14 protein-coding genes and 1 pseudogene are annotated in these 20,627 nt (G+C 63.0%); 8 read left to right on the plus strand and 7 right to left on the minus strand.

Translation table 11 applies throughout. The features are described 5' to 3' along the window. Window positions 1-3: 3 nt before the first annotated feature. From KYT87_RS26280 to KYT87_RS26290, 3 genes and pseudogenes are all read right to left on the minus strand, one after another. A pseudogene (locus KYT87_RS26280) lies at window positions 4-643 on the minus strand (TraI domain-containing protein); the annotation flags it as partial. 2,197 nt (window positions 644-2,840) lie between these two features. After that, a complete protein-coding gene (locus KYT87_RS26285) occupies window positions 2,841-4,112 on the minus strand; it encodes a hypothetical protein (RefSeq protein WP_219991234.1) in 1,272 nt (423 codons plus the stop codon). A 718-nt stretch (window positions 4,113-4,830) separates the two neighbouring features. Next, window positions 4,831-5,184 (minus strand): hypothetical protein, encoded by a 354-nt coding sequence (locus tag KYT87_RS26290; RefSeq protein WP_104141782.1) that lies wholly within the window; start codon window positions 5,182-5,184, stop codon window positions 4,831-4,833. 187 nt (window positions 5,185-5,371) lie between these two features. On the opposite strand from KYT87_RS26290, the gene KYT87_RS26295 reads away from it, so the two are divergent. The 3 genes from KYT87_RS26295 to KYT87_RS26305 all read left to right on the plus strand — a co-directional run bounded on the left by KYT87_RS26295 (window position 5,372) and on the right by KYT87_RS26305 (window position 7,854). Next, window positions 5,372-5,989 carry an HAD family hydrolase gene (locus tag KYT87_RS26295; RefSeq protein ID WP_219991235.1) on the plus strand — a complete coding sequence of 206 codons (618 nt, stop codon included), beginning with the start codon at window positions 5,372-5,374 and terminating at the stop codon, window positions 5,987-5,989. Between the two features lie 37 nt (window positions 5,990-6,026). Beyond that, window positions 6,027-7,319: a hypothetical protein gene (locus KYT87_RS26300; RefSeq protein ID WP_219991236.1), complete on the plus strand. Its 1,293-nt coding sequence runs from the start codon at window positions 6,027-6,029 to the stop codon at window positions 7,317-7,319. Window positions 7,320-7,386: 67 nt separating this feature from the next. Then, on the plus strand, window positions 7,387-7,854 hold the full coding sequence (locus KYT87_RS26305) for a MarR family winged helix-turn-helix transcriptional regulator (RefSeq protein WP_189371350.1): 468 nt from the start codon (window positions 7,387-7,389) through the stop codon (window positions 7,852-7,854). 71 nt (window positions 7,855-7,925) lie between these two features. Here KYT87_RS26305 and KYT87_RS26310 read toward each other — a convergent pair whose 3' ends face one another. The 4 genes from KYT87_RS26310 to KYT87_RS26330 all read right to left on the minus strand — a co-directional run bounded on the left by KYT87_RS26310 (window position 7,926) and on the right by KYT87_RS26330 (window position 14,530). Then, window positions 7,926-9,242, minus strand: a complete 1,317-nt coding sequence (locus KYT87_RS26310; RefSeq protein WP_046807253.1) for an MFS transporter — start codon at window positions 9,240-9,242, stop codon at window positions 7,926-7,928. 59 nt (window positions 9,243-9,301) lie between these two features. Then, window positions 9,302-12,697 (minus strand): cytochrome c, encoded by a 3,396-nt coding sequence (locus KYT87_RS29940; RefSeq protein WP_255593585.1) that lies wholly within the window; start codon window positions 12,695-12,697, stop codon window positions 9,302-9,304. Continuing rightward, on the minus strand, window positions 12,694-13,278 hold the full coding sequence (locus tag KYT87_RS26325; RefSeq protein ID WP_255593586.1) for a (2Fe-2S)-binding protein: 585 nt from the start codon (window positions 13,276-13,278) through the stop codon (window positions 12,694-12,696). Before KYT87_RS26325 ends, KYT87_RS29940 begins: the two co-directional genes overlap by 4 nt. Before the next feature lie 94 nt (window positions 13,279-13,372). Next, the gene (locus KYT87_RS26330; RefSeq protein WP_046807251.1) at window positions 13,373-14,530 is read right to left on the minus strand and encodes an FAD-dependent monooxygenase; all 1,158 of its coding nucleotides are present in this window, start codon (window positions 14,528-14,530) and stop codon (window positions 13,373-13,375) included. Window positions 14,531-14,802: 272 nt separating this feature from the next. Here KYT87_RS26330 and KYT87_RS26335 point away from each other — a divergent pair, with 272 nt between their 5' ends. Genes KYT87_RS26335 through KYT87_RS26355 form a run of 5 tightly spaced genes read left to right on the plus strand, consistent with a single transcriptional unit; the run spans window position 14,803 to window position 20,626 of the window. Continuing rightward, complete coding sequence (locus KYT87_RS26335) at window positions 14,803-15,579, plus strand: Asp/Glu racemase (protein WP_304505144.1); 777 nt, start codon at window positions 14,803-14,805, stop codon at window positions 15,577-15,579. Beyond that, window positions 15,576-16,418, plus strand: coding sequence for an alpha/beta fold hydrolase (locus KYT87_RS26340; RefSeq protein WP_219991237.1), 843 nt, complete (start codon window positions 15,576-15,578; stop codon window positions 16,416-16,418). The genes KYT87_RS26335 and KYT87_RS26340 overlap by 4 nt, the downstream gene beginning before the upstream one ends. A 39-nt stretch (window positions 16,419-16,457) precedes the next feature. After that, window positions 16,458-17,531: a 2,5-dihydroxypyridine 5,6-dioxygenase gene (locus KYT87_RS26345; protein ID WP_219991238.1), complete on the plus strand. Its 1,074-nt coding sequence runs from the start codon at window positions 16,458-16,460 to the stop codon at window positions 17,529-17,531. Further along, complete coding sequence (locus tag KYT87_RS26350) at window positions 17,528-18,214, plus strand: isochorismatase family protein (protein WP_219991239.1); 687 nt, start codon at window positions 17,528-17,530, stop codon at window positions 18,212-18,214. Before KYT87_RS26345 ends, KYT87_RS26350 begins: the two co-directional genes overlap by 4 nt. 48 nt (window positions 18,215-18,262) lie before the next feature. Beyond that, a complete protein-coding gene (locus tag KYT87_RS26355; RefSeq protein WP_219991240.1) occupies window positions 18,263-20,626 on the plus strand; it encodes a molybdopterin cofactor-binding domain-containing protein in 2,364 nt (787 codons plus the stop codon). The last annotated feature ends 1 nt before the right edge of the window (window position 20,627 follow it).

Genomic DNA, 20,627 nt, shown 5'->3' on the forward strand with positions numbered 1-20,627 from the left:
GTCCCGCCCCGGCGAACGACGCTGGCCGCTCTCCAGGCTCCCAAATCAGCGCAGGTGCAAGCCGCAACAGGGTGAGCGAGTGGGGCCAGCCGGTCAAACTGGTCACGGTCGCGCGCCAGATCGCTTTCCCATCGGGCGTCGGCTACAACATGCCGTGGTCCTGGAGCACGTTGCACGACGATGTTGTTCGCTGGGATGCCATCGACGCCTTGGGACAGCTGGTGCGCTCGCAGCTTGCCCGAGATTGTCTTGCCCACCAGCCATATTGCATCCTCGGTGAGCCAGCCGTCGGAGGCTGGTTCAGTTTCAGCTCGTCTTTGAGCAGGTAGCGCAGCCCGTTGACCAGCTTGTGTTGGAGCGAGTGCTTGGGCGCGGCCATCGCGCGCGTGGGATCGCCGCCCAGCTCCTGGGCGACAGAGGCGCGGTCTGCCCGTACGACCAGCTCGCCCAGCGCCCCGGCGTACTCGCACTGCCCGGCCAGTAGGTAGAGCAGCGGTGGCCACAGGGACGGATAGCCACTGAGCCAGTCCAGCAGATCGCGGTCGAGCAGTTACCGATACAGCAGTCCTGACGCGGCGCTGTGGAACTGATATTCGCGATCTTGGCGGTAGCGGAAGCGGTAAGGCTGGTGCAACTGGCCGTTGCAGCGATCAGCACCCCGTGCGCTACGCCTATTGAGAGTAGCCAACGAGATCAATGGGCTGCACATCCATCAAATGAGCATAGGGCAACACCGGGAGGAATTTCTTGCGCAGAGTATTAACGTAAGAGCGGTACAAATCTCGCGTCTTGTCCTTGATCTGGCGGGGTGCTGGGACGGCGTTGCAAGGGTCGGCGACGTGGTATGGCTTTCATCCTTATCCCCTTCCGAATCGCGTTCGATAGCGTCTGAATTTTCAGGTTGGTTGTGCGTTTGATTAAGCTGATTTACTACGCTTACGGTTCGCCATTCTGCTTGGGACCGCAACCCCACTTGTGGTACCACCAGTGTAATGTAGCCACAATTAATCTAGACAACAAATGTAAACCAACCGCCTCGTCTGAATTTTGAACAGACAGCGAAATTGATTTTCGGATCTATGATGTTCTGACGTCTCTTACAGCTGTGAGGCTAGTGCGCCGATTCCAGATGATTTTACGGGCTGGCACTTCGTCTAAATCGGAGAGGTCGACTTCGTAGCCCACATGGCTCCGGTCGGGCGACCCAAACAAGGGTCGAGCTCGCGCTCGTCAAAACCAGTGCACCCCGAGGAGCAAAGCTGGCGACCCCAACGGCCTGAACACACAAGCGATATTGCCGATGGATCAACTATATTCAATGTGAGAGCGCGATTACAGCTGTTTCCTTACTGCCCCAAAGAGATTCGCTTGAATGGCCATCAAATCCCGCCGGAGCCTTGTGTTCGTCCTCGTTAGCAGTTGCGCGTTTAATTCTGGAAGAAAACGTAATGCCGCGGGTGAAATACTGGATTACAGTTCCCGAATGAGAGCACTCAATTTTCCAAGTTTGCCCTGTTAATTACATTGTTCGAACTAGCCGAATTGGCTTTTTATCAGTTTTCCAATGGGATCGCAGGCCGCACGCAAAAGCAAGGGTAAGCAATAGTAGGCACTTTTAATGTTTTCTCACCCGCGGGCTCGGTGCCACCGCAGATTGCTCGCGATGCAATTTGCCGCACTATTCTTCAAGCAGGTGACCATGCCAAGGGTCAAGGGCACGCTGCACCCGATTGAGGCCATATTGATTGGCCTTGTATCTATCGCTTGGAATGCAACATCATTTAAAGCATGCCATGAGCACTGCCTTCTCCCCGATAATCTCTGAATTCGAGAGTGAAGAGTCGGCGCGCAGCTACGGCCGCTGGTTCCGCGCCAAGTTCTAAGCGAGTGTTGATGACCCTTGGCCTTCCATTCCACACGATCAAGCGATCGCTGAAGTGTCCCGGAAGGTGGACGAGAGGCGAGGCCAAGCCCCACCGCACAGCCGCTGCACCGCCCTCCCGTCCGTCTAGGGAAACTAAACAGGTCTTCCGTTCTGCAATGCAGATGCGCTCGATGACTCGCATCGCACCGTCGACTAGATTGCCCGGATCGTCGTCATGCCGCCGTCACCCTATCTGAGCAAATTGGCGCCGATGCTCGGGCCATCTCAGATCACCCGTACATTTCCCGCACGGCCGACTGATCGATACTCAGAGTCGACCTTGCCATATTGCGTTTGCTCGCCAATCACTCTGCCCCCCGGAACAACTCCGCGGACTCCGGATAAAAGGATTTGGCGGCGCAATCCACTTAGACCAGTCGCGTGTTGAGACAGCATTACGGTAGCCGCAGCCGGGAAGGAATGCACCCAGCGAGGCTTGCTTTACCTAGACTGCCTGACGCCCCGTGCAGCCTTAGAGGACATTTGCGCACATTCCGCCATTCGGCCGCCGGACGACGATGATTTGTTCGTTCCGGACAGCGAAGGAGAGGGTATCGAGCGCATGTACGTGCCGTGACCACAGGCCAATTTCACGCGTGAAACCAGATAAGTGGATCGGACTTCCTTGGTGCTCTGAAGTTTCACGCGTGAAACTCATCCGCTACAGGAAAGAGCAAGCTACCAGTCGAATCGATATAGCCTGTCAGGCGGTTTGATGCGTGAAACCTATCAGCCCCAGGTAAAACCTAACTACTGGCCGGTTCAATATGGCGATATCGCACGACTCCGCGAAAACACCGACTCTTGGGGCTGAGGTCGGAGTTTCACGCGTGAAACCGCTCCGAGCGGATCGGATGCGAGGGCCCTCCTGGGGCGACTCAGGTGGCGCGTAAGCAGGCCCGCCTGTCGAAATACTTCACCCAGAGAATTCAGATTGACGCGAAATCAATTCGGAGCAGCTCTTTTCCGCCTTAAGTGGTGGTATCGGAGTAAAGACCCACCGCCGCCGCGAAGAAAAGTTGCTAACGTCCCCTTGGTTGGTTTTCAACGCAACGTGCGCGCGTAAAGCGGGCGCGTTGCGTTCTGCGGCGGGAGGCCAACCGACTGAAAAACTCACCGCTCTGCTTCGAGCTTCACGGCAAACCGTGCGAGCCACGGATCTATCTAGATCCTGCAGCTCGTGAAGCAAGTAGCTCGTGGCCCCAGCAGCGTCGTAAACCTGCTTCATATGGACACCACGGGGCCCTGGAAAGCACTCCCGAACATGCCGACGAAACGCTCTGTACGTACCTGGTCGCAAGGTGACAATCAAGTGCAAGTGCGGGCAGAGAGTGGCCCTGTGGGTGCCGACAGTCTTCACATACTCCCAATGAATACCTGCACGGCGCAGCCGATCGGCCAGCGCCTTGCAGGCCCGCTTGAGTTCTTTGAACTGGTCAGCTAGCGGTCGACCGTGCCACTTCCGGTCAAGCGTCAGCGTCATTGTGTAGACCTTCAGTCCGGCACATTGGCCCGCAACGATCCCGGCTAGAGCTCGGGAGTAGTAGGCTGCCACTCTGCTTTGTAGCTGCCGGCGAAAGGCGGCGTTGAGGTCTACTTTGATGTCGCGACTTTTGGCAAAGGCATCGCGCGCCAGGGCGTCGTTCCGTTGAACCGCTCTCACGCAACGTAGGCGATGGTGCGTGCTGCAATAGCGACGGGTACGGCCGAACATAGGATTGCCCTCGGTATCGAAGGACTTAAGCACTGCTGTCCTGAATCCGCTGGCGCGAATGCTGTCGTGAAAGGCCATAACGGCTCGCGCCGTGTCGACCATCTTCCTACTGCGTCCGAGCGCCGTCAGACGCCGATGCACCGCGAAGACCGAATCTGACTGCTCGGATTTCTCTCTGCGTCTTGTTTTCTTGCTAGTACGTTGAGCATGGACTACTGCCTGGCTTTCGGCGGCCGCCCTTCTCTCTGCTGCAGCTTGTGCATGATCGGCGTGGGCCTTGCGCCAAATTTCGGTAACCATCTCGATGGCGGCTGCTCCCCAGGATTTAGCCCAGGCTGGCGCCGGGTTGGCAGCCAAACTCTTGGCTGCGGCAGGCCTACAGCTTCGACCAGAACTGCTTGCGAGCGGCCAATCGCCACCAGTAGAATTGCCATACGACATAGAAGCTCCCATCTTCTGTGTCCACACCAGCATGACGTAGCTGCCATGCCAAGAAGGGCCCACTCCTGCCAGAGCGGGCCTTTCGCTTTAGGGTGACTGTTACTCGACAGTGAAGGTCATAGCAGGGCATTTGGCGTCGATCCAGGACATGATCGTCTCCCGGCGCCAATACGGCGTAGTCCCGAGCTTGTGCGGCGCGGGCAAGTATCCGTCGTCCACCCAACGGTGCAGCGTAGACTTAGTGATATCCAAGCCGCACATCAGGTCGGCCCGGTTCAGTAGCTCGGCATCAGGGAACGTCCGGGGTTTGCGAGGGGCGGGGCGCTTGGTGGATGACATGGTCTGACTGAGTAAGTTGCGATGAGTCAATGAAACCATGCACCCCATGAGTGCTCAAGGCAAAACCGATCACATTTGGAAGAAATCTGCCTCGTCGAGATAGAGCGTCAGGAATTTGGATGAAGGATGTCCCCAGCACGTCCCCGCGGACTGGCGCCTTTCCTGAGACCCGCTTAGAATAAGGCCCTGAGAGCATTTTGGTGTGCAGGCCCCGGGCACCAGAATTCCTCATGTGACGCGCGTTAAACACGCTTCGTCCAGCATCGCATCATCCCCTCCAAGCATTGCCCTCCTCGGGCTTAGACGGCCATACCCCCCGGCTAATGCCCCGCGCGAGGGGCATTGGTACGCACTGCAATGCAGTGCAGTGCTCACGCACCCAGCTAAAAAAGAGCGCCATGAAATAGCGCACCTACTTTTTATCTCCGGTCAGAGCCATGTAGCAGCCCGCGTAGCCCAAGTTCTCGAACTCATCTACAGCTTTCGATTTCCGTTCGGCCGACTCGTAGGACGGAACCCGGAACGCCTGCTCAATGAAGAGCATTTTGATGCCCTTCATGTACTCGTCCTCTGTTCTGGATGCGTCTTCCATAAGCTGCCTCATGGATGCGCCATGCTGACGCTTTTCCATAATTCCTCGCGCAATAGATGATGAGATTGCGCACTCCTTCATGATCTCGTCAGACGAGGGAGCCGCGACAGCGTTCGAAGATAAAGCAACCGCACACGCGAGCTGGGCGAAGAACCAATTATTTATTTTGACCATTGATGGCCTCTCCTTGTGAGGCGTCGAGTTTACTAGTCGCAACCTGCTAAACGAAAACCCCTTACGGAGACCCCACTCAAAGCTTCGCTCTGCTTTTTAGCCGCTAAAACCGCTGTTGCGATAAGCTTGCCTCCACTCGCCCACCGCACCGTGGACATTCATTTTGACAAGCACCGGGGGCTCTCCGATGGCAATCAAAGCCGTAGCGTTTGACGTGTTTGGGACATTGGTCCATATCCAGCGGCCTACTCGCCCGTTTCGAAAGTTGGTCCGTCTGCTGCATGAAGCCGGTCGTCGGCGGCAGCGTGACGACGGGGTTCGGGCGATGAGCAATGTGTTGGACCTCAGGCAAGCGGCAAGCTTGTTTGGCGGGATGGTTAGTGAAGAAGATTTGTGTGGGTTGGAGGCCGAGTTGCATGAGGAGATCCAGTCGATCTCACTCTTTGACGATGCCATTCCCACCCTGACTGCTCTGAAAGACCGAGGCATCAAAGTAGCGCTCTGCTCAAACCTTGCCGCGCCGTATGGGCCGCCGGTGCTGAAACTGTTGCCCGTCCAGCCGGACTTTTGCGCCTGGTCGTACGAAGCTAACGCAGTGAAGCCGCAGCCGCAGATCTATCAATACCTTTGTGAGGGTATTGGCTGCCGGCCGGATGAGGTCTTGATGATCGGTGACACCGTCGATGCCGATATGATCGGCCCGCGAAAATTCGGTATGCAGGGATACCACTTGAATCGCCAGGCAGCCACGCCAGCTAGCGGCGATTCTCTGCGTTCGCTAAGTGATGTGCTGAATTTTGTTTAACTAATTCTTTTCAACTGATCGGCCGCGTCCCCTCCCAATGACCACCACCCCCTACCGGGATTACCTCTTCGGCCTGATCATCTCGATTGCCCTGGCCGGGTGGCTGGCATTCCTTGGCCTTACCGCCGCGTTAACTCCCGATCTGGGCTGGAGCATCGTCGCCCTTCTTACTGCCGCAATCTGGGTGGGCGGGCCACTGGCCATCCTGCTGATCATCGTCTGGCTCTACTACCTTTCTCGCGATCGGGGCCGTGTGCCCGGCCGGGTCCATGCCTGGTTGTTCTTGCCTACGCTGATCGCCATGCTGATTTACCCGGCCAGCGAATCGTTCGAAAAATCCAAACGCGAGCGCTTTAGCGATGCGCATCCCTATATTGCCGAAACGCACGTCAACCTTAGCGGCAAAGATCTGTGGATTGACACCACGCCTTACGCCACCACGTCGTCGGGTGCAGGGCCAAGAATGCCGTTTGCGGCCGCTGAATCGCAGCAGTTCATGGTGTTCAATCGATATCCCAGCCCGGCCGCGACGCAGCCTTTTCCGTATGACGGCACGCGCTTGCGCGAGGATATCGCGCAGTACAGATATCTTTCTGCGTCGGGCGATGCTGTCGCCGCATCGTTGCCGTTGACGCGTCTTGCTTACCCGGACGTGGCGCGCTTTTCATCGGCGCTGAATACGCCGGATAGATCGATGTTGCGGTATCTGTATTTTCATTATCCCGACCGTGTCGAGGTTGCCCCTGTGCTGAACCGTTTGGCGGGGATGACGGAGCAGCGTCTTGATCGAAAGGGGCAGCACGGGCTGGTGTTGCTCAGTGCGGTCAATTACACCAGCAGCGCTATCGCTCGGCTTGAAGTGAATGGTCAGACGCTGGATATCGGCGACCGCGCGCTTGTTTCCGTCGCGCCGTTGCCGGCCGCCTGCCATGATTTTGCGCGGCCTATCGGTGCGGCGTTTATTATGCTTAGCCGGCCACTGGCGCTGCGGTGGCAAACGACTGGCGCGCCGGGAACGCCGGAAACGCCGGAAGCGCCTGAACCCAGCAGCACTGCCAACGCCGCCCACCCGTGGCACACCGCAACGCTGCACGCGCCCGCATTTCGACATCCTGAACCCGTTGACGGAGAATCCACGCTGATGCGTCTACAGCTGTATTTCCTGCCTGACGGCACGGTCGAAGTGGAACGCTTTGTGCAGGTACATTTGCCGAAAGACAAACTAGGCATACGCGCCACCGGCGTACCCGCACGCGCGGCCCCTTATGCAAGCTGCGGCGGCGCATACAGTACCTACAACCCGCAAACCGTGCCGCTGCTGGCAAACTAGACATACCGTCAAACTGCACACCGTTGATAAAGATCATCATGACCCATGCATTGCTTCGGATAGGCTTATGCGCAATATGAAAGGCAAGTCCTCGTCCACCACGGAAGGCTATTTGTTTTCTGATCAGATAGGTCACCTGCTGCGGCGTGTCTATCAGCGTCACACCGCTTTGTTTCAGCACTACATCCCCGACTCTCAGCTCACCGCCGCGCAGTTTGTCGTGCTGTGTTCGGTGCGGGATAACGGTGCAAGTTCACTGGCGGACCTGGTCAAGGCGACGGTCATTGACCAAGCTACGGTGCGCGGCGTGGTGGACAGGTTGAAGCAGCGCGAATTGGTGCAGGTGGATCACGACCCGGTTGACCGGCGCAAAGTGGTTATCAACCTGACGCCCGTCGGGCAAGCGCTGGTGCAAGAGATGGAACCGTTTGCCAAGCAGATCACGGAAAGCACCTACGGCAATCTGAACCCGGCCGAGCGCGTGGCGCTGCATTTTCTGCTGACCAAAATGTTGAACGGCGACGAACAGGCCTGAGCTGTTCGCCGCCGTTCCCGGCACCACGCCGGCGCTATTCACGCCGGCGGTACCCCCGATTTACACCACCATCAATCCAGCGCGCGGTTGCGCGACTCCACGTCTACCGACCAGATCGACACGGCGCCCGCCAGCAACATGCTGGACAGCACGACTAGCGACAGCGTGAAGTGGCTGGTCATGATGGGCGCGATGATGGCCGGGGCGAACAGCCCGCCAAAACGCGCCACCGCGCCCGCCATGCCCATGCCGCTGGCGCGCAAGTCCGTTGGGTAGACCTCGGGCGTGAACGCATACAGCGCGCCCCACGTGCCCAGCAGCGAAAAGCTCATCAGCAAGGTGGAACCGATCACCACGGCGGGGTCGGTGCCCAGGCTGTACAGCATGCAGCCTACCGCGCTCAAAATCAGGAAGCCGACCAGCGTGGGCTTGCGGCCCCAGCGTTCGACGCCATAGGCAGACAGCGCAAAACCAGGCAATTGCACCAACGCCAGCAGCACCAGGAATTCCTGGCCGCGCATGAAGGCAAAGCCGGCGGTGCTGAGCTTGATGGGCAGGTACACGAAGACGCCGTAGTACGCGATGGAGATCAGCGCCCATGCCAGAAGCAACCCGATGCTGCGGCGGCGGTAGCTGGGCGAGAACAAGGCGAACATGGATTTGTTGACGGGCGTTTCCGGTTGCAGCGCGGGCACTTCGATGTTGCGCTGGTTGACGCGCGCGACGCGTTCCAGCACTTTGCGCGCCTGGTCGGATTTGCCGTTGCGGTTCAGGTACATCGGCGATTCCGGGATGTAGAACCGCAGCACCACGCCGATCAGTGCGGGCAGGCCGGTGACGAAAAAGATCACGCGCCAGGCGTCATCGCCCCACGACACCGCCGCCAGCGCCAGCAGCGCCAGGAAGATGGTGCCCACGGCCCAGAACGATTCCAGCAGCACCAGCCAGCGGCCACGGCGATCGCTGGGCAGGAACTCGGCCATCATCGTGTAGTCCACCGGCAACGTGCCGCCCACGCCGATGCCCGTCAGGAAACGCAAGAGCAGCAGCCACGTGAACTCAGGCGCGAAGGCCGAAGCCACGCCCGCGCAGGCGTCGATGACCACCGCGATCATCAGGACGGGTCGCCGGCCGATGCGGTCGGCCATCCGGCCGAAGACGAACGCGCCGATCAACATGCCGATGAAGAAGAACGTGCCGCTTTGCAGCGCTTGGGGCACGGTGATGCCAAAGGTCTTGGCGATGGACGGCGCGGAAAAGCCGATGGACAGCACCTGCATGGCGTCGGCCATCCAGACCAGGCCAAATATCACAAAGAGCCGATACTGGAACTTGCCGACGCCGGCCACCTGAATGGCCTTGTCCACGGATACCAATGAAGCTGACATAGATGAAACCCCTTGATGTGATCATCACTAAAGCCGCACGCGTTATGGCCGCGTTTTCCTTAATTCAGCTCCGCATGGTTGCGTAGCTGTTTAATCGTCGTGCCGGGATCGGCCCAGGCCTCTTTGTCCGGCGCAAAACGTTCCCGCAAATAGCCCAGCAGGTCGGCGACCTGCCTGTCGTCAAGACTGTCCTTGAAGCCCGGCATGTACCCCAGCGCGTCGTCGGCGGGTTCCTGAATGCCGTGCAAGATCACCTGGATCAGGTTGTCGGGCGTGTCGGCGTGCAGGTTGGTGTTGGCGCTTAGCAAGGGCCTGGCGCCGAACAGCGTGGGCCCGCTTCCGGCCTCGTGGCAGACCGCGCAGGCGTTCTGATAGATGCGTTCACCGTTGGCGCGCCGGCCTTGCAGGGATTGGATCGTTACAGCGGCGGGCGTGGTGGCGGAGGCAGACGCAGAGGAGGTCTTGGGCGCAGCCGCGGTGTCGGTTGTGGTCTCGACCGTGGTCTTGGTCTCGGTCTTGGACGATGGCGAGGGCAACGAGGGCGAGGGCGACGGTGTCGCAGAAGCCGATGCCGAAGCCGAAGCCGATGCCGAAGCCGATGCCGAAGCCGACGCCGAAGCCGATGCCGAAGCCGATGCCGCCGACGCAGCATATTCGCCGTTGCCGTCGCCCTGCCGCTTCGGCAAGTCCAGTAAATACGTCGTGATGGCCTTGAGGTCGTTGTCCGGCAATTCTGCCAAGCCGTGGATCACGGGCGCCATCGGCCCGGCCGCCACGCCGTGGCTGGGGGAATAGCCCGTGCGCAGATACTGGAATAGTTCATCACCCGACCAGGCGCGTGGTCCGCTGGCCAGTTGGTTCAAGGCGGGCGCGGTCCAGCCTTCTGCCTCGCCCCCTGCCAGGTAATGCACGCCCTTCTTCTCCGCGCCCAGGCGGTTGCGCGGTGAATGACAAGCGGCGCAGTGGCCAACGCCCTCGACCAGATACGCACCACGCAGCCACTGCGCGCTGCGCGACGGGTCCGGCGTGAAGGGCGTGGCGTCGTGAAACAGCGCATTCCAGCCGGCCAAGAGCGGGCGCATATTGAAGGGGAAGGCCAACTGCGTCTTCGGCGGCTCGGACTTAACGGCGGGTTGCGACATCAGGTAGCCATACAACGCCTGCATGTCCGCTTCGCTCAATTTGGCATAGGCCGTGTAGGGAAATGCGGGATACAGCTGGCGGCCGTCCTGGTGCACGCCTTGGCGCATGGCGCGTTCGAACGCGGGGTAGGACCAGCGGCCGATGCCGGTGTCGTTGTCGGGCGTGATGTTGGTGGAATAGATCGTGCCGAAGGGGGTGTCCAGCGCCAGACCGCCCGCGTTGGCTTGGCCACCGGGCGCGGTGTGGCAGGCGATGCAATCCCCGGCAGCGGCGACCAGGCGGCCCCGTTCGATGGCCCGCATGGAATACAGGGAAACGTCGGGGCCAGCCGTCAAAGGCAACGCAGGCTTGATGGGCCACAGCGCGGCGACCATGCCGGCCAGACCGGCGACGCCGGCCGCGAGCCACACGCCGGCTCGCGCCAGACGCCCCCGCGCCGACGTGCCCCAGCTTGGTCGCCCATGGTCTTGCAACGCCAAGCGCAACGCCTCGGTGTCGAACGGCGCTTGCCGCAGGCGCACGCCGGTTGCGTTATGGATGGCGTTGGCGATGGCGGCGGCGGCGGGCAAGGTGACCACGCCGTCCACGGCCAGACGACCTTGTGTGACGTCGCCGTCCGCGACGTCTCCCGCCGCGAGGGGCAGCATCGCGCCGTCGCTCCCTTCGTAGGGGCGTACGGCCCGGCCTGGCGCGTCATCCTTGAATGACGGGCTGACCCAATCGTCAAACGCCGGCGGCCCCGCCAGCAGACGGCGCGCGTTATCCAGCAGCCATGGCGTTTGCTGTTCGATATGGGCGTGTACGGGCGCGCCTTGCGCCGGTTGCAGGCGCTGGCTGTCGTGGCCGGCGACCACGCGGGTGACTTCGACCTGACCGGTCTGGGCGCGCACGGATACCTCGGCCACCCAGGCGCTCCACACCATGCGAGCGGCGCCGTCGTCATCCACGCATTGCACTTGTGCGGTGGCGAAGCCCGTGCCATGCAGCAGGCCCGCGCTGGGCGCTGGGGCGGCGTCGGTGTTTGTGTTTGCGTTTGCGTTTGCGCTTGCGCCTGCGTCTGCGCCTGCTCCGGCGCCGGCGCCGGTGTTTAATCTTGCGCGACTCACGACTTGGCGCGCCAGCTCGCGGCCCTTGCCTTCGGGCAGGTGTTCCACGCGCCACGAGATGGGATCTTTGCCGTGGGCCAGCGCGGCTTCATGCCATTGGCTTTCTTGCGCAAAGACTTGCGCGGCGTTCAATTCATCCACACTGGCGCGCAACGGGGGCAGCGCCCGCCGGGGCGACGTTACGAGTGCGCCGCATACCGTCGCCTGTGCCGACGCGCCTGCCAGCGCGGGCTGGCTCAACAGCCGCGCCAGGCTCGGGCGCACCGCCCAGGGTGCATCGGACCGCAACGACGCGGCGCCGGCAACGGCGCGCGAGTCGGGTTGTGGCGCGAAGGCAGTGGCGTTGGTGGCCGATGCGTTGGCGGCCGAGGCGTTGGTGACCGAGGCGTTGGTGGCCGAGGCGTTCGAGGTGTCGGCGTTTGAAGCCCATGCATTCAAAGCAGCAGCATTCGAAGCACCTGCATTCGAAGCACCTGCATTCGAAGCACCTGCGTTCAAAGCAGCAGCGTCCCAACCCGCCGAGTCGAACGTCGCATCATCGACCGGCAGACGCAGCACCAACTCTTCAGCAACACCCGACCGGCAGGCCACGCACACCGGCCGGCCCACTGCTTGCGACAGCAGCGCGGCGTCGGCAGCGGCGTCCATCAAGTCCAGCGGATGCACCGCATCGTGGCCTTCGGAGACCGCCCCGTCGATCGTCGCATGCACCGTGACGCGGATCGTCTCTTGCGCTTGTTGCAGCAGCGCCGCCAGCTCGCGGCGTATCTGAGCTTGCGTGCCCGGCCTGCATGGCGGCAGCCACACGCCGGCATGTCCGTTCAGCGCCCATACCGTCGCCCGAGCACCGGCTGGCGCTTCAAAGGACGGCAGGCACAGGCCATAGCGAATTTCGTCCGAATCCGCGACATCATCACGTGGCGTCTGGACTGAATCCGGCGCTTGCCATACGGGCGCCAAGGCCATGGCCGCCTGCCTGGCATGAACCGGCGACACGGCGACGACGCCCGCGAAGTGTGTGTGCCGAACCACCGTCACAACGCCAGACAGCGCGCGCGCCTGATCCCACTGCGCCTGCTGCAAGACGCTGCCGCGATACCGCGCGCCATCCCACAGCACGGCAGGCGGACGCAAGGCCACGCCGTGCAGCAGGTCCGCGGGCAGGCCCAGGTGGTGCAGCGGTGACCCCAGCGCGTCCTGGCTCATCGCGCGGGTCCGCCATCCGCAAGATCAACACCGCCCGCAACATCCGCGACAGCCGCGACACCCACAACACCCACAACACCAACACTTTTCGTCCGCAACTGAACCGCCCGCAGCGCCGCCTGCATGATTTCCACATGCGTGCCGCAGCGGCACAGGTTGTGATGCAGTTCGCTGCGCAGCGCGTCTTGCGTGGGGGCAGGATTGCGGCGCAGCAGTGCTTCCACCGTCATGATCATGCCGTTCAGGCAGTACCCGCACTGGGCTGCCTGGCAATCGATAAATGCTTGCTGCGTCGTGCCCGGTTGCTGACGCGTGCCCAAGCCTTCCAGCGTGACCACCGCCCTGCCCTGCGCGGCCCGCACCGGGATCACGCACGACCGCGCGGCCACGCCGTCGATCAATACCGTGCACGCGCCGCACTCGCCCAGGCCACAGCCATACTTCGGCCCGTTCAGCGCCAGGTCGTTGCGCAGCACATGCAGCAGCGCCGTGTCGGGCGCGGCCGGCACGGTGCACTCGACGCCGTTGACGTTCAAGCGGATCGGCTGAGTAGCGCGGCAGGAATTGACGGTGGGTCCCATAAGGCGTGGCGCGTGGTCGCAGTTCGAAAAGTACGAAGGTTGCCGCGACACGGGACTAGGGGCAAGCCCCCTGGCACGCGCGGCGGACAGATCCTCAGGCCGCGGCTCTCGTTTTGGGGTCTACCAGCGGCTCGTTGAACACGTCATACCCAAAGCACCACGACGGATCTTCATTCGTGCGCAACCAGGTGTTGTCGTGCGAAATGCGTTGCACCTTGCTCGCGCGTTCGGCGCGGTTGGCTTCGTACAGCGCAAAGGCCAGCTCATGGTTCTGCACGCCCACTTCCTGGAAGCAGCGCGCCAGCATGGCGCCATCTTCAATGGCCATGGCCGCGCCTTGCGCCATGTGCGGCTTCATGGGGTGGCAGGCATCGCCCAGCAACACCAGGCGGCCACGGCTCCAGAGCGGCAGCGGGTCACGTTCCAGCAGCGACCACTTGGTGACGTCCACCGTGGCGTCGATCAGCGCCTGCACGGTAGGGTGCCAGCCGCTGAACGCTTCGCGCATTTCATCCTTGCTGCTGGGCAGCCAACGGTCGTTCAAGTCCCAGTGTTCCACCGGCACACCCGTCACGTAGTAGAGCTCGTCGGCCTTGCTGGTAACGAAGTACACCATCATGTGGCGATCATCGCTCCACCATTTGACGCAGGAATCGAAGGGCAGCATGCCGGGCTTGGTCCGCGGCGTGGGGAACACGGCGCGGTGCGCCAGATAGCCCGCGTACTTGGGCAGCTCTGGCCCCAGCAGTTCTTCGCGAATGCGGGAATTGACCCCGTCGGCGCCGATCACGATGTCCGCCTCTTCCGAGGTGCCGTCGGCAAAGTGCATCAGCACCACGTCGCCGCGATCTTCCACGCGAGTCAGGCTCTTGTCGTACGCCACCACGTGCTTGGGCAAGGCGTCGACCAGCAAGGCATGGAAGTCGCCCCGGTGCACGGTCAGGTACGACGCGCCGTATTCCTTAACGGCGTAATCGCCCAGCGGAATCTGCGCCAGGATGTCGCCGGTTTCCCAATGGCGGCTGTACCAGAAGTCCGGGTGCGAGCCCTGCGCGTTCAGCGCATCTTCGATACCGATGCGGCGCAGGATCTTCATGACGTTCGGCCCCACGTGGATACCGGCCCCCAATCGCGAAAAGCCGGGCGCCTGCTCGTAGACGCGAACGTTAAGCCCTTGCTTGAGCAGCAGCGCGGCGGTGGCGGCGCCGCCCAGGCCCGCGCCGACGATGGCGATACGAGGGGATGTAGACACGGAACTTCTCCTTGCTGGATGGTGAAAGACTGCTGAAGCCAATTCAGGAAATTATGGAGTACACGCTTAATTTATGGATACATAAAAAGATGACCCGCGCGTAAACCCGAAGGGGAATCACCAAAATAGTGCATTGCCCGCGCACACTTAGGTGAAAACCACTACAACAAGCGGGCTGGTCATCTGCGCTGCTCTTTGCAAGAATAGAGCGTATACGCTTCTTTTGAATTTATCGAAAACCCTAGGCCCGCCCTTTTTTCCAAGGCTTCTCCATGACGAAGACATTCCGTATCGGCCAGATCGTTCCCAGTTCCAACACCACGATGGAAACCGAGGTGCCCGCCATGTTGCAGGCGCATTCGTCGCTGCGCCCCAACGATCGCTTCACGTTTCATTCCAGCCGCATGCGCATGAAGAAAGTGCAGAAGGAAGAGCTGGCCGCCATGGACGCCGAAAGCGACCGCTGCGCGCTTGAACTTAGCGATGCGCGCGTCGACGTGCTGGGCTACGCCTGCCTGGTGGCCATCATGGCCATGGGGCGCGGTTACCACCGCGTGTCTCAGAAACGGCTGACCGAGCGCACCGCCGAAAACGGCGCCTCCGCGCCCGTCATCACCAGCGCGGGCGCGCTGGTCGAGGCGCTGCATGCGATGGGCGCCAAGAAAATCGCGCTGGTCGCGCCCTACATGATTCCGCTGACCGAACTGGTCATGGACTACATCGCCGCCGAAGGATTTGAAATCGTGGATTGGCGCGCGCTGGAAATTCCCGACAACCTGGACGTGGGCCGCCATGACCCGGCCAAGCTGCCGGGCATCGTCGCCGGCATGAATGTGGCCGAGGCCGATGTGATCGTGCTGTCCGCCTGCGTGCAAATGCCGTCGCTGCCCGCCGTCTCGCAAGTGGAAGCGGAAACCGGCAAGCCCGTTCTCACGGCGTCCATCGCCACCACCTACGCCATCCTGAAAGAACTGGGGCTGGACCCAGTGGTACCCGGCGCCGGCGCCCTGCTATCGGGCGCTTTCCCCTACTCCCGGAGCGCACAATGACCCAAGCCCAAGCCAATAGCACTTTTCTGTACGGCGCCAACGTCCACGCCAACGGCATCCGCCAGCACTACCTGCGTTACGGCGGCACGACAGGCGAACGCGCCGGCCGCCCCGCCGTCATCCTGATTCCCGGCATCACCAGTCCGGCCGTCACCTGGGGCTTTGTGGCTGAACACCTGGGTCGCCAGTTCGACACCTATGTGCTGGACGTGCGTGGCCGGGGCCTGTCGGCGTCCGGCCCCGAGCTGGACTACGGCCTGGACGCGCAAGCGGCTGACGTCAATGCGTTTGCCCAGGCGCTGCAACTGGCCCACTACGCGCTGGTCGGCCATTCCATGGGCGGCCGCATCGCCGTGCGCGCCGCGCGCAGCCAACCCCAGGGGCTGACTCGCCTGGTCCTCGTGGACCCCCCGGTATCCGGCCCGGGCCGCCGCCCGTACCCGGCCAATCTGCCGTGGTACGTGGACTCCATTCGCCAGGCCACGCACGGCATGAGCGCCGAGGACATGCTGGCCTTCTGCCCCACCTGGACCGAAGCCCAGCGCCAACTGCGCGCGCAATGGCTGCACACCTGCTTTGAACCGGCGATTGTGCAGAGCTTTGAAGACTTTGGCCGTGACGACATCCACGCGGACCTGCCCGCCATCAAGATCCCGATGCTGCTCGTTACCGCCGAAAAAGGCGGCGTCGTCGGCGATGACGATGTGGCCGAATGGCAGGGGCTGGCGCCGCAGACGCAGCACGTGCGCGTACCCGGCGCGGGCCACATGATTCCGTGGGACAACGAAGCCGGCTTCTACGCCGCCTTCGGCGATTTTCTTGGCAGCAAGATCGACTGATCCGCCCTTTTCCCAATCCGCTGATTCAAGGAGCCCGCCATGTCCGTCAGCGATATCGATTTGATCCACGCCTGGAAGCAGGTGCTGACGTTGTCGCGGCTTGAAGCCGGACAGATCGTCACCGTGCTGACCGGCGCCGACACGCACCCGCAAACCTTGCGCTGCGCGATCGCCGCCGCCACCGACCTGGGCGCCCGCGTCAACCGCCTGGACCTGCCGCCCGTCAACGCGGAAAAGTCCATCAGCCGCGACGCGCTGGCGTATCTGGGCGCCACGCCGCTGACGGGCAACCCGGCCGCCATCGCCGCGCTGAACGCCAGCGACCTGGTGCTGGACCTGATGACGCTGCTGTTCTCGCCCGAGCAGCACGAGATTTTGCAGACGGGCACCAAGATCCTGCTGGCCATCGAACCGCCCGAAGTGCTGTGCCGCCTGGTCCCCACCGAGGCCGACCGCACGCGCGTGCAGGCCGCCGCGCGTCGCATCGAAGCCGCCAAGCAAATGCACATCACGTCCGACGCCGGCACCGACCTGCGCTGCGAACTGGGCGAGTTTCCCGCGATATCGGAATACGGTTTCGTGGACGAACCCGGCCGCTGGGACCACTGGCCCAGCGGCTTCGTCCTGACGTGGCCCAACGAAGGGCAAAGCCAAGGCCGCGTGGTATTGGACCGTGGCGACATCCTCTTGCCCATGAAGGACTACGTGACCGATCCGATTGAACTGGTCATCGAGAACGGCTACGTCACCCGCATCAACGGCGGGCTTCAGGCAGACATCCTGAAGGAATACATGGCGGCGTATGAAGACCCGGAAGCGTATGCCGTGTCGCACATCGGCTGGGGCCTGCAACCGCGCGCGCAGTGGTCCATGCTGGCGCACTACAACAAGGAAGCGCACATCGGCATGGACGCGCGCGCCTTCGAGGGCAATTTCCTGTGGTCCATGGGCCCCAACAATGAAGCGGGCGGCAGCCGCACCACCGCCTGCCATATCGACATCCCCATGCGCCATTGCAGCGTGGCGCTGGACGGCCAGCCGATGGTGACGCGCGGCGTGGTGCAAGACGAACCCGGCCTGGCGCACGCCGCCCGCCGCAAGGACAAGAAATGAAACCTTCCAAGCAAACCATTCCCGCCGACGCCGTCGCGGGTGACATCTCGGCCTACTCGCGGCAAGGCTTCGGCACGCCGTTGCCGCTGAAGGCGCCCTTTGGCCTGCTGATCGTGGACTTCGTCAACGGCTTTGCCGACCCGGCCGTGCTGGGCGGCGGCAACATTGCGCCGGCCATTGCGCAGACGCGGCACTTGCTGGCCCACGCGCGTGAACGCGGCTGGCCGGTCGCGCACAGCCGCATCGTGTTCTCGGACGACGATGCCGACAGCAACATTTTTTGCTTGAAGGTGCCCGCGATGTTGGCCCTGAAAGAACATAGCCACAACAGCGCCATCGTGCCCGAGCTTGCCCCGGCGCCCGGCGAATACGTGGTGCGCAAAAGCACGCCGTCTGCATTCTTTGGCACCATGCTGGCGCCGTGGTTGGCGCAGCGCGGCGTGCAGACTTTGCTGGTGGCCGGCTGCGTGACCAGCGGCTGCGTGCGCGCCAGCGTGGTGGATGCCATGCAGGCGGGCTTTCGGCCGCTGGTGGTGTCCGACTGCTGCGGCGACCGCGCGCTGGGGCCGCACGAAGCCAACCTGTTCGACATGGCGCAGAAGTACGCGGCTGTCATGCCCTTGGACCACGCGCTGGCCGAGACGCGCGCGTTGGTGGATGCCCCACTGCCGGCCGCGCGCTAAGCGCGACATAATCGTCAACCGGCCCGGCCCCTCCCCTTCGCTGCCCTCATGACCCTGCCCCAGCCCCACCTACTGCCTGGCGCGCTGCTTGCCCACCCCGACGCCTTGCTGGTGGTGCGCGAGCCGTCCGCGCCGCCCAAACCCGCGCCGGGTCAGCCGGGCTCCGCCACCGAATACGTCCAGCCCACGCCCGAAATATTCGTGGCCATCGTGCGCGATGCCGGCCTGGTCGCGGGCGACACGCCGTCGCCCGGTTGGCGCGTGCTGGCATTCAACGGGCATGTGGACCTGGGCACCGGTATCCGCACGTCGCTGGCGCAGATCGTTGCCGAAGAACTGGACGTGCCCCTGTCACGGCTGGACATGGTGCTGGGCCACACCAGCGCCGCGCCCAACCAGGGGCCGACCATCGCCAGCGCCAGCATCCAGATTTCAGCCGTGCCATTGCGCCGCGCCGCCGCGCAAGCGCGCGAACATCTGCTGATGCTGGCGGCGCAGCGGCTGGGCGTGCCGCGTGACGCGCTGTGCGTGCGTGATGGCGTGGTGCAGGTGCGGGACCAGCAAGATCGCCGGCCACGCCAAGGTCGGCACGACGACGGCGATACGACGCATCACAACAATGCCGCGCCACACTTGCCGCAAGCGCTCAGCTATGGCGATCTGCTTGCCGGCCAGCACATCCGCTTGACGCTGGCCGCGCCCGACGCCCCCGTCCGCCTCAAACCCGCCAGCGAATATCGCATCGTCGGCCAGGGCGTCGCCCGCGTGGACATCCCCGCCAAGGCCACGGGCGAACTGAGCTTCGTGCACGACGTGCGCGTGCCGGGCATGCGGCATGGCCGCGTCGTGCGCCCGCCGCACCCCGGGCGCGATGCCGGCGACTTCATCGGCCAATGCCTGATCGATGTGGACCGCGCCTCCGTGGCCCATTTGCCGGGCAATGTGCAGGTGGTGGTGCAAGGCGATTTCATCGGCGTCGTGGCCGACCGCGAAGAACAGGCCATTGCCGCCATGCGCGCCCTGAAGGTCCGGTGGAAGCCCATTGCCCCCGCGCCCGACCTGAGCGACGTGGCTGCCGCCATCCACGCCAACCCGGCCCGCGCGCGGCCGCTGATCGAAGACGGCGACGTGGACGCCGCCTGCGCCCAGGCCGCCACGCACCTGCGCCGCCGCTACGTCTGGCCGTATCAGATGCACGCGTCCATCGGCCCATCCTGCGCCGTGGCGGATTTTCGTGACGGGCGATTGACGGTGTGGACGGGCACGCAAAACCCCCACATGCTGCGCACCGATCTGGACCGGCTGCTGAACCTGGGCGAAGGCCAGATCGACCTGATCCGCCTGGAAGCCGCCGGGTGCTACGGGCGCAATTGCGCGGACGACGTCTGCGCCGACGCAGCGCTGCTGTCGATGGCGGTGGGCGCGCCGGTGCGCGTGCAGCTGACGCGTGAACAAGAACACCAATGGGAGCCCAAGGGCACCGGCCAGTTGATGGACGTGGGCGCCGCCATCGACGCGCAAGGCAATCTGCTGGCGGTCGACTTCGCCGTGCGCTACCCCTCCAACGATGCGCCACTGCTGGCCTTGCTGTTGACCGGCGCCGTCTCGGGCGACCCGCGCACACTGGAAATGGGCGACCGCACCGCCGCGCCGCCCTATCGCTACGCGGCGCGGCGCGTCGTCTGCCACGACATGCCGCCGATCGTGCGTTCGTCTTGGTTGCGCGGCGTATCGGCCCTGCCCAATTCCTTAGCGCATGACTGCATGATCGACGAGCTGGCCGAGGCCGCTGGCGCCGACCCGGTCGAATACCGCTTGCGCAACCTGGACGACGCGCGCGCCGTCGCGCTGATCGATGCCACGGCCAGGCAGGCCGGATGGCAAGCGCGCACCGCCGGCAGCCGGGGCCAGCCGGACGCCGACGGCTTACTGCGCGGGCGGGGCATTGCCTATGCGCGCTATGTGCACAGCAAGTTCCCCGGCTTCGGCGCCGCGTGGGCGGCCTGGGTCATCGACCTGTGCGTGGACCCGGGCACAGGGCGCGTGCGCGTCGAGCGCATTGTCGTCGGCCAGGACACGGGCATGATCGTCAACCCGGCCGGCGTGCGCCATCAAGTCCATGGCAACGTGATCCAGACGCTTAGCCGCTGTCTGATTGAAAAGGTGTCGTTTGACGACGCCGGAGTAGCCAGCCGCGAATGGGGTGGCTACCCCATCATCGGCTTCAAGGACGTACCCGCCATTGACGTCTTGCTGATGCCGCGCCAGGACGAACCGCCGATGGGCGCGGGCGAATCCGCATCCGTACCCGGCCCCGCCGCCATTGCCAACGCCTTGTTCGACGCCACCGGAACGCGCTTTTACGAAGCGCCATTCACGCCCGACGCCGTGCTGGCGGTGTTGGCGGCCTGAC

Source organism: Achromobacter sp. ES-001, assembly GCF_019448355.1.
GTDB classification, from domain to species: Bacteria; Pseudomonadota; Gammaproteobacteria; order Burkholderiales; family Burkholderiaceae_B; genus Achromobacter; species Achromobacter spanius_B.

What these genes read in the sequence shown, in the direction of transcription:
- KYT87_RS26285 (WP_219991234.1), bottom strand. Translation starts at nt 4,112, where the DNA reads ATGCTGGTGTGGACACAGAAGATGGGAGCTTCTATGTCGTATGGCAAT.
- KYT87_RS26290 (WP_104141782.1), bottom strand. Translation starts at nt 5,184, where the DNA reads ATGGTCAAAATAAATAATTGGTTCTTCGCCCAGCTCGCGTGTGCGGTT.
- KYT87_RS26295 (WP_219991235.1), top strand. Translation starts at nt 5,372, where the DNA reads ATGGCAATCAAAGCCGTAGCGTTTGACGTGTTTGGGACATTGGTCCAT.
- KYT87_RS26300 (WP_219991236.1), top strand. Translation starts at nt 6,027, where the DNA reads ATGACCACCACCCCCTACCGGGATTACCTCTTCGGCCTGATCATCTCG.
- KYT87_RS26305 (WP_189371350.1), top strand. Translation starts at nt 7,387, where the DNA reads ATGCGCAATATGAAAGGCAAGTCCTCGTCCACCACGGAAGGCTATTTG.
- KYT87_RS26310 (WP_046807253.1), bottom strand. Translation starts at nt 9,242, where the DNA reads ATGTCAGCTTCATTGGTATCCGTGGACAAGGCCATTCAGGTGGCCGGC.
- KYT87_RS29940 (WP_255593585.1), bottom strand. Translation starts at nt 12,697, where the DNA reads ATGAGCCAGGACGCGCTGGGGTCACCGCTGCACCACCTGGGCCTGCCC.
- KYT87_RS26325 (WP_255593586.1), bottom strand. Translation starts at nt 13,278, where the DNA reads ATGGGACCCACCGTCAATTCCTGCCGCGCTACTCAGCCGATCCGCTTG.
- KYT87_RS26335 (WP_304505144.1), top strand. Translation starts at nt 14,803, where the DNA reads ATGACGAAGACATTCCGTATCGGCCAGATCGTTCCCAGTTCCAACACC.
- KYT87_RS26340 (WP_219991237.1), top strand. Translation starts at nt 15,576, where the DNA reads ATGACCCAAGCCCAAGCCAATAGCACTTTTCTGTACGGCGCCAACGTC.
- KYT87_RS26345 (WP_219991238.1), top strand. Translation starts at nt 16,458, where the DNA reads ATGTCCGTCAGCGATATCGATTTGATCCACGCCTGGAAGCAGGTGCTG.
- KYT87_RS26350 (WP_219991239.1), top strand. Translation starts at nt 17,528, where the DNA reads ATGAAACCTTCCAAGCAAACCATTCCCGCCGACGCCGTCGCGGGTGAC.
- KYT87_RS26355 (WP_219991240.1), top strand. Translation starts at nt 18,263, where the DNA reads ATGACCCTGCCCCAGCCCCACCTACTGCCTGGCGCGCTGCTTGCCCAC.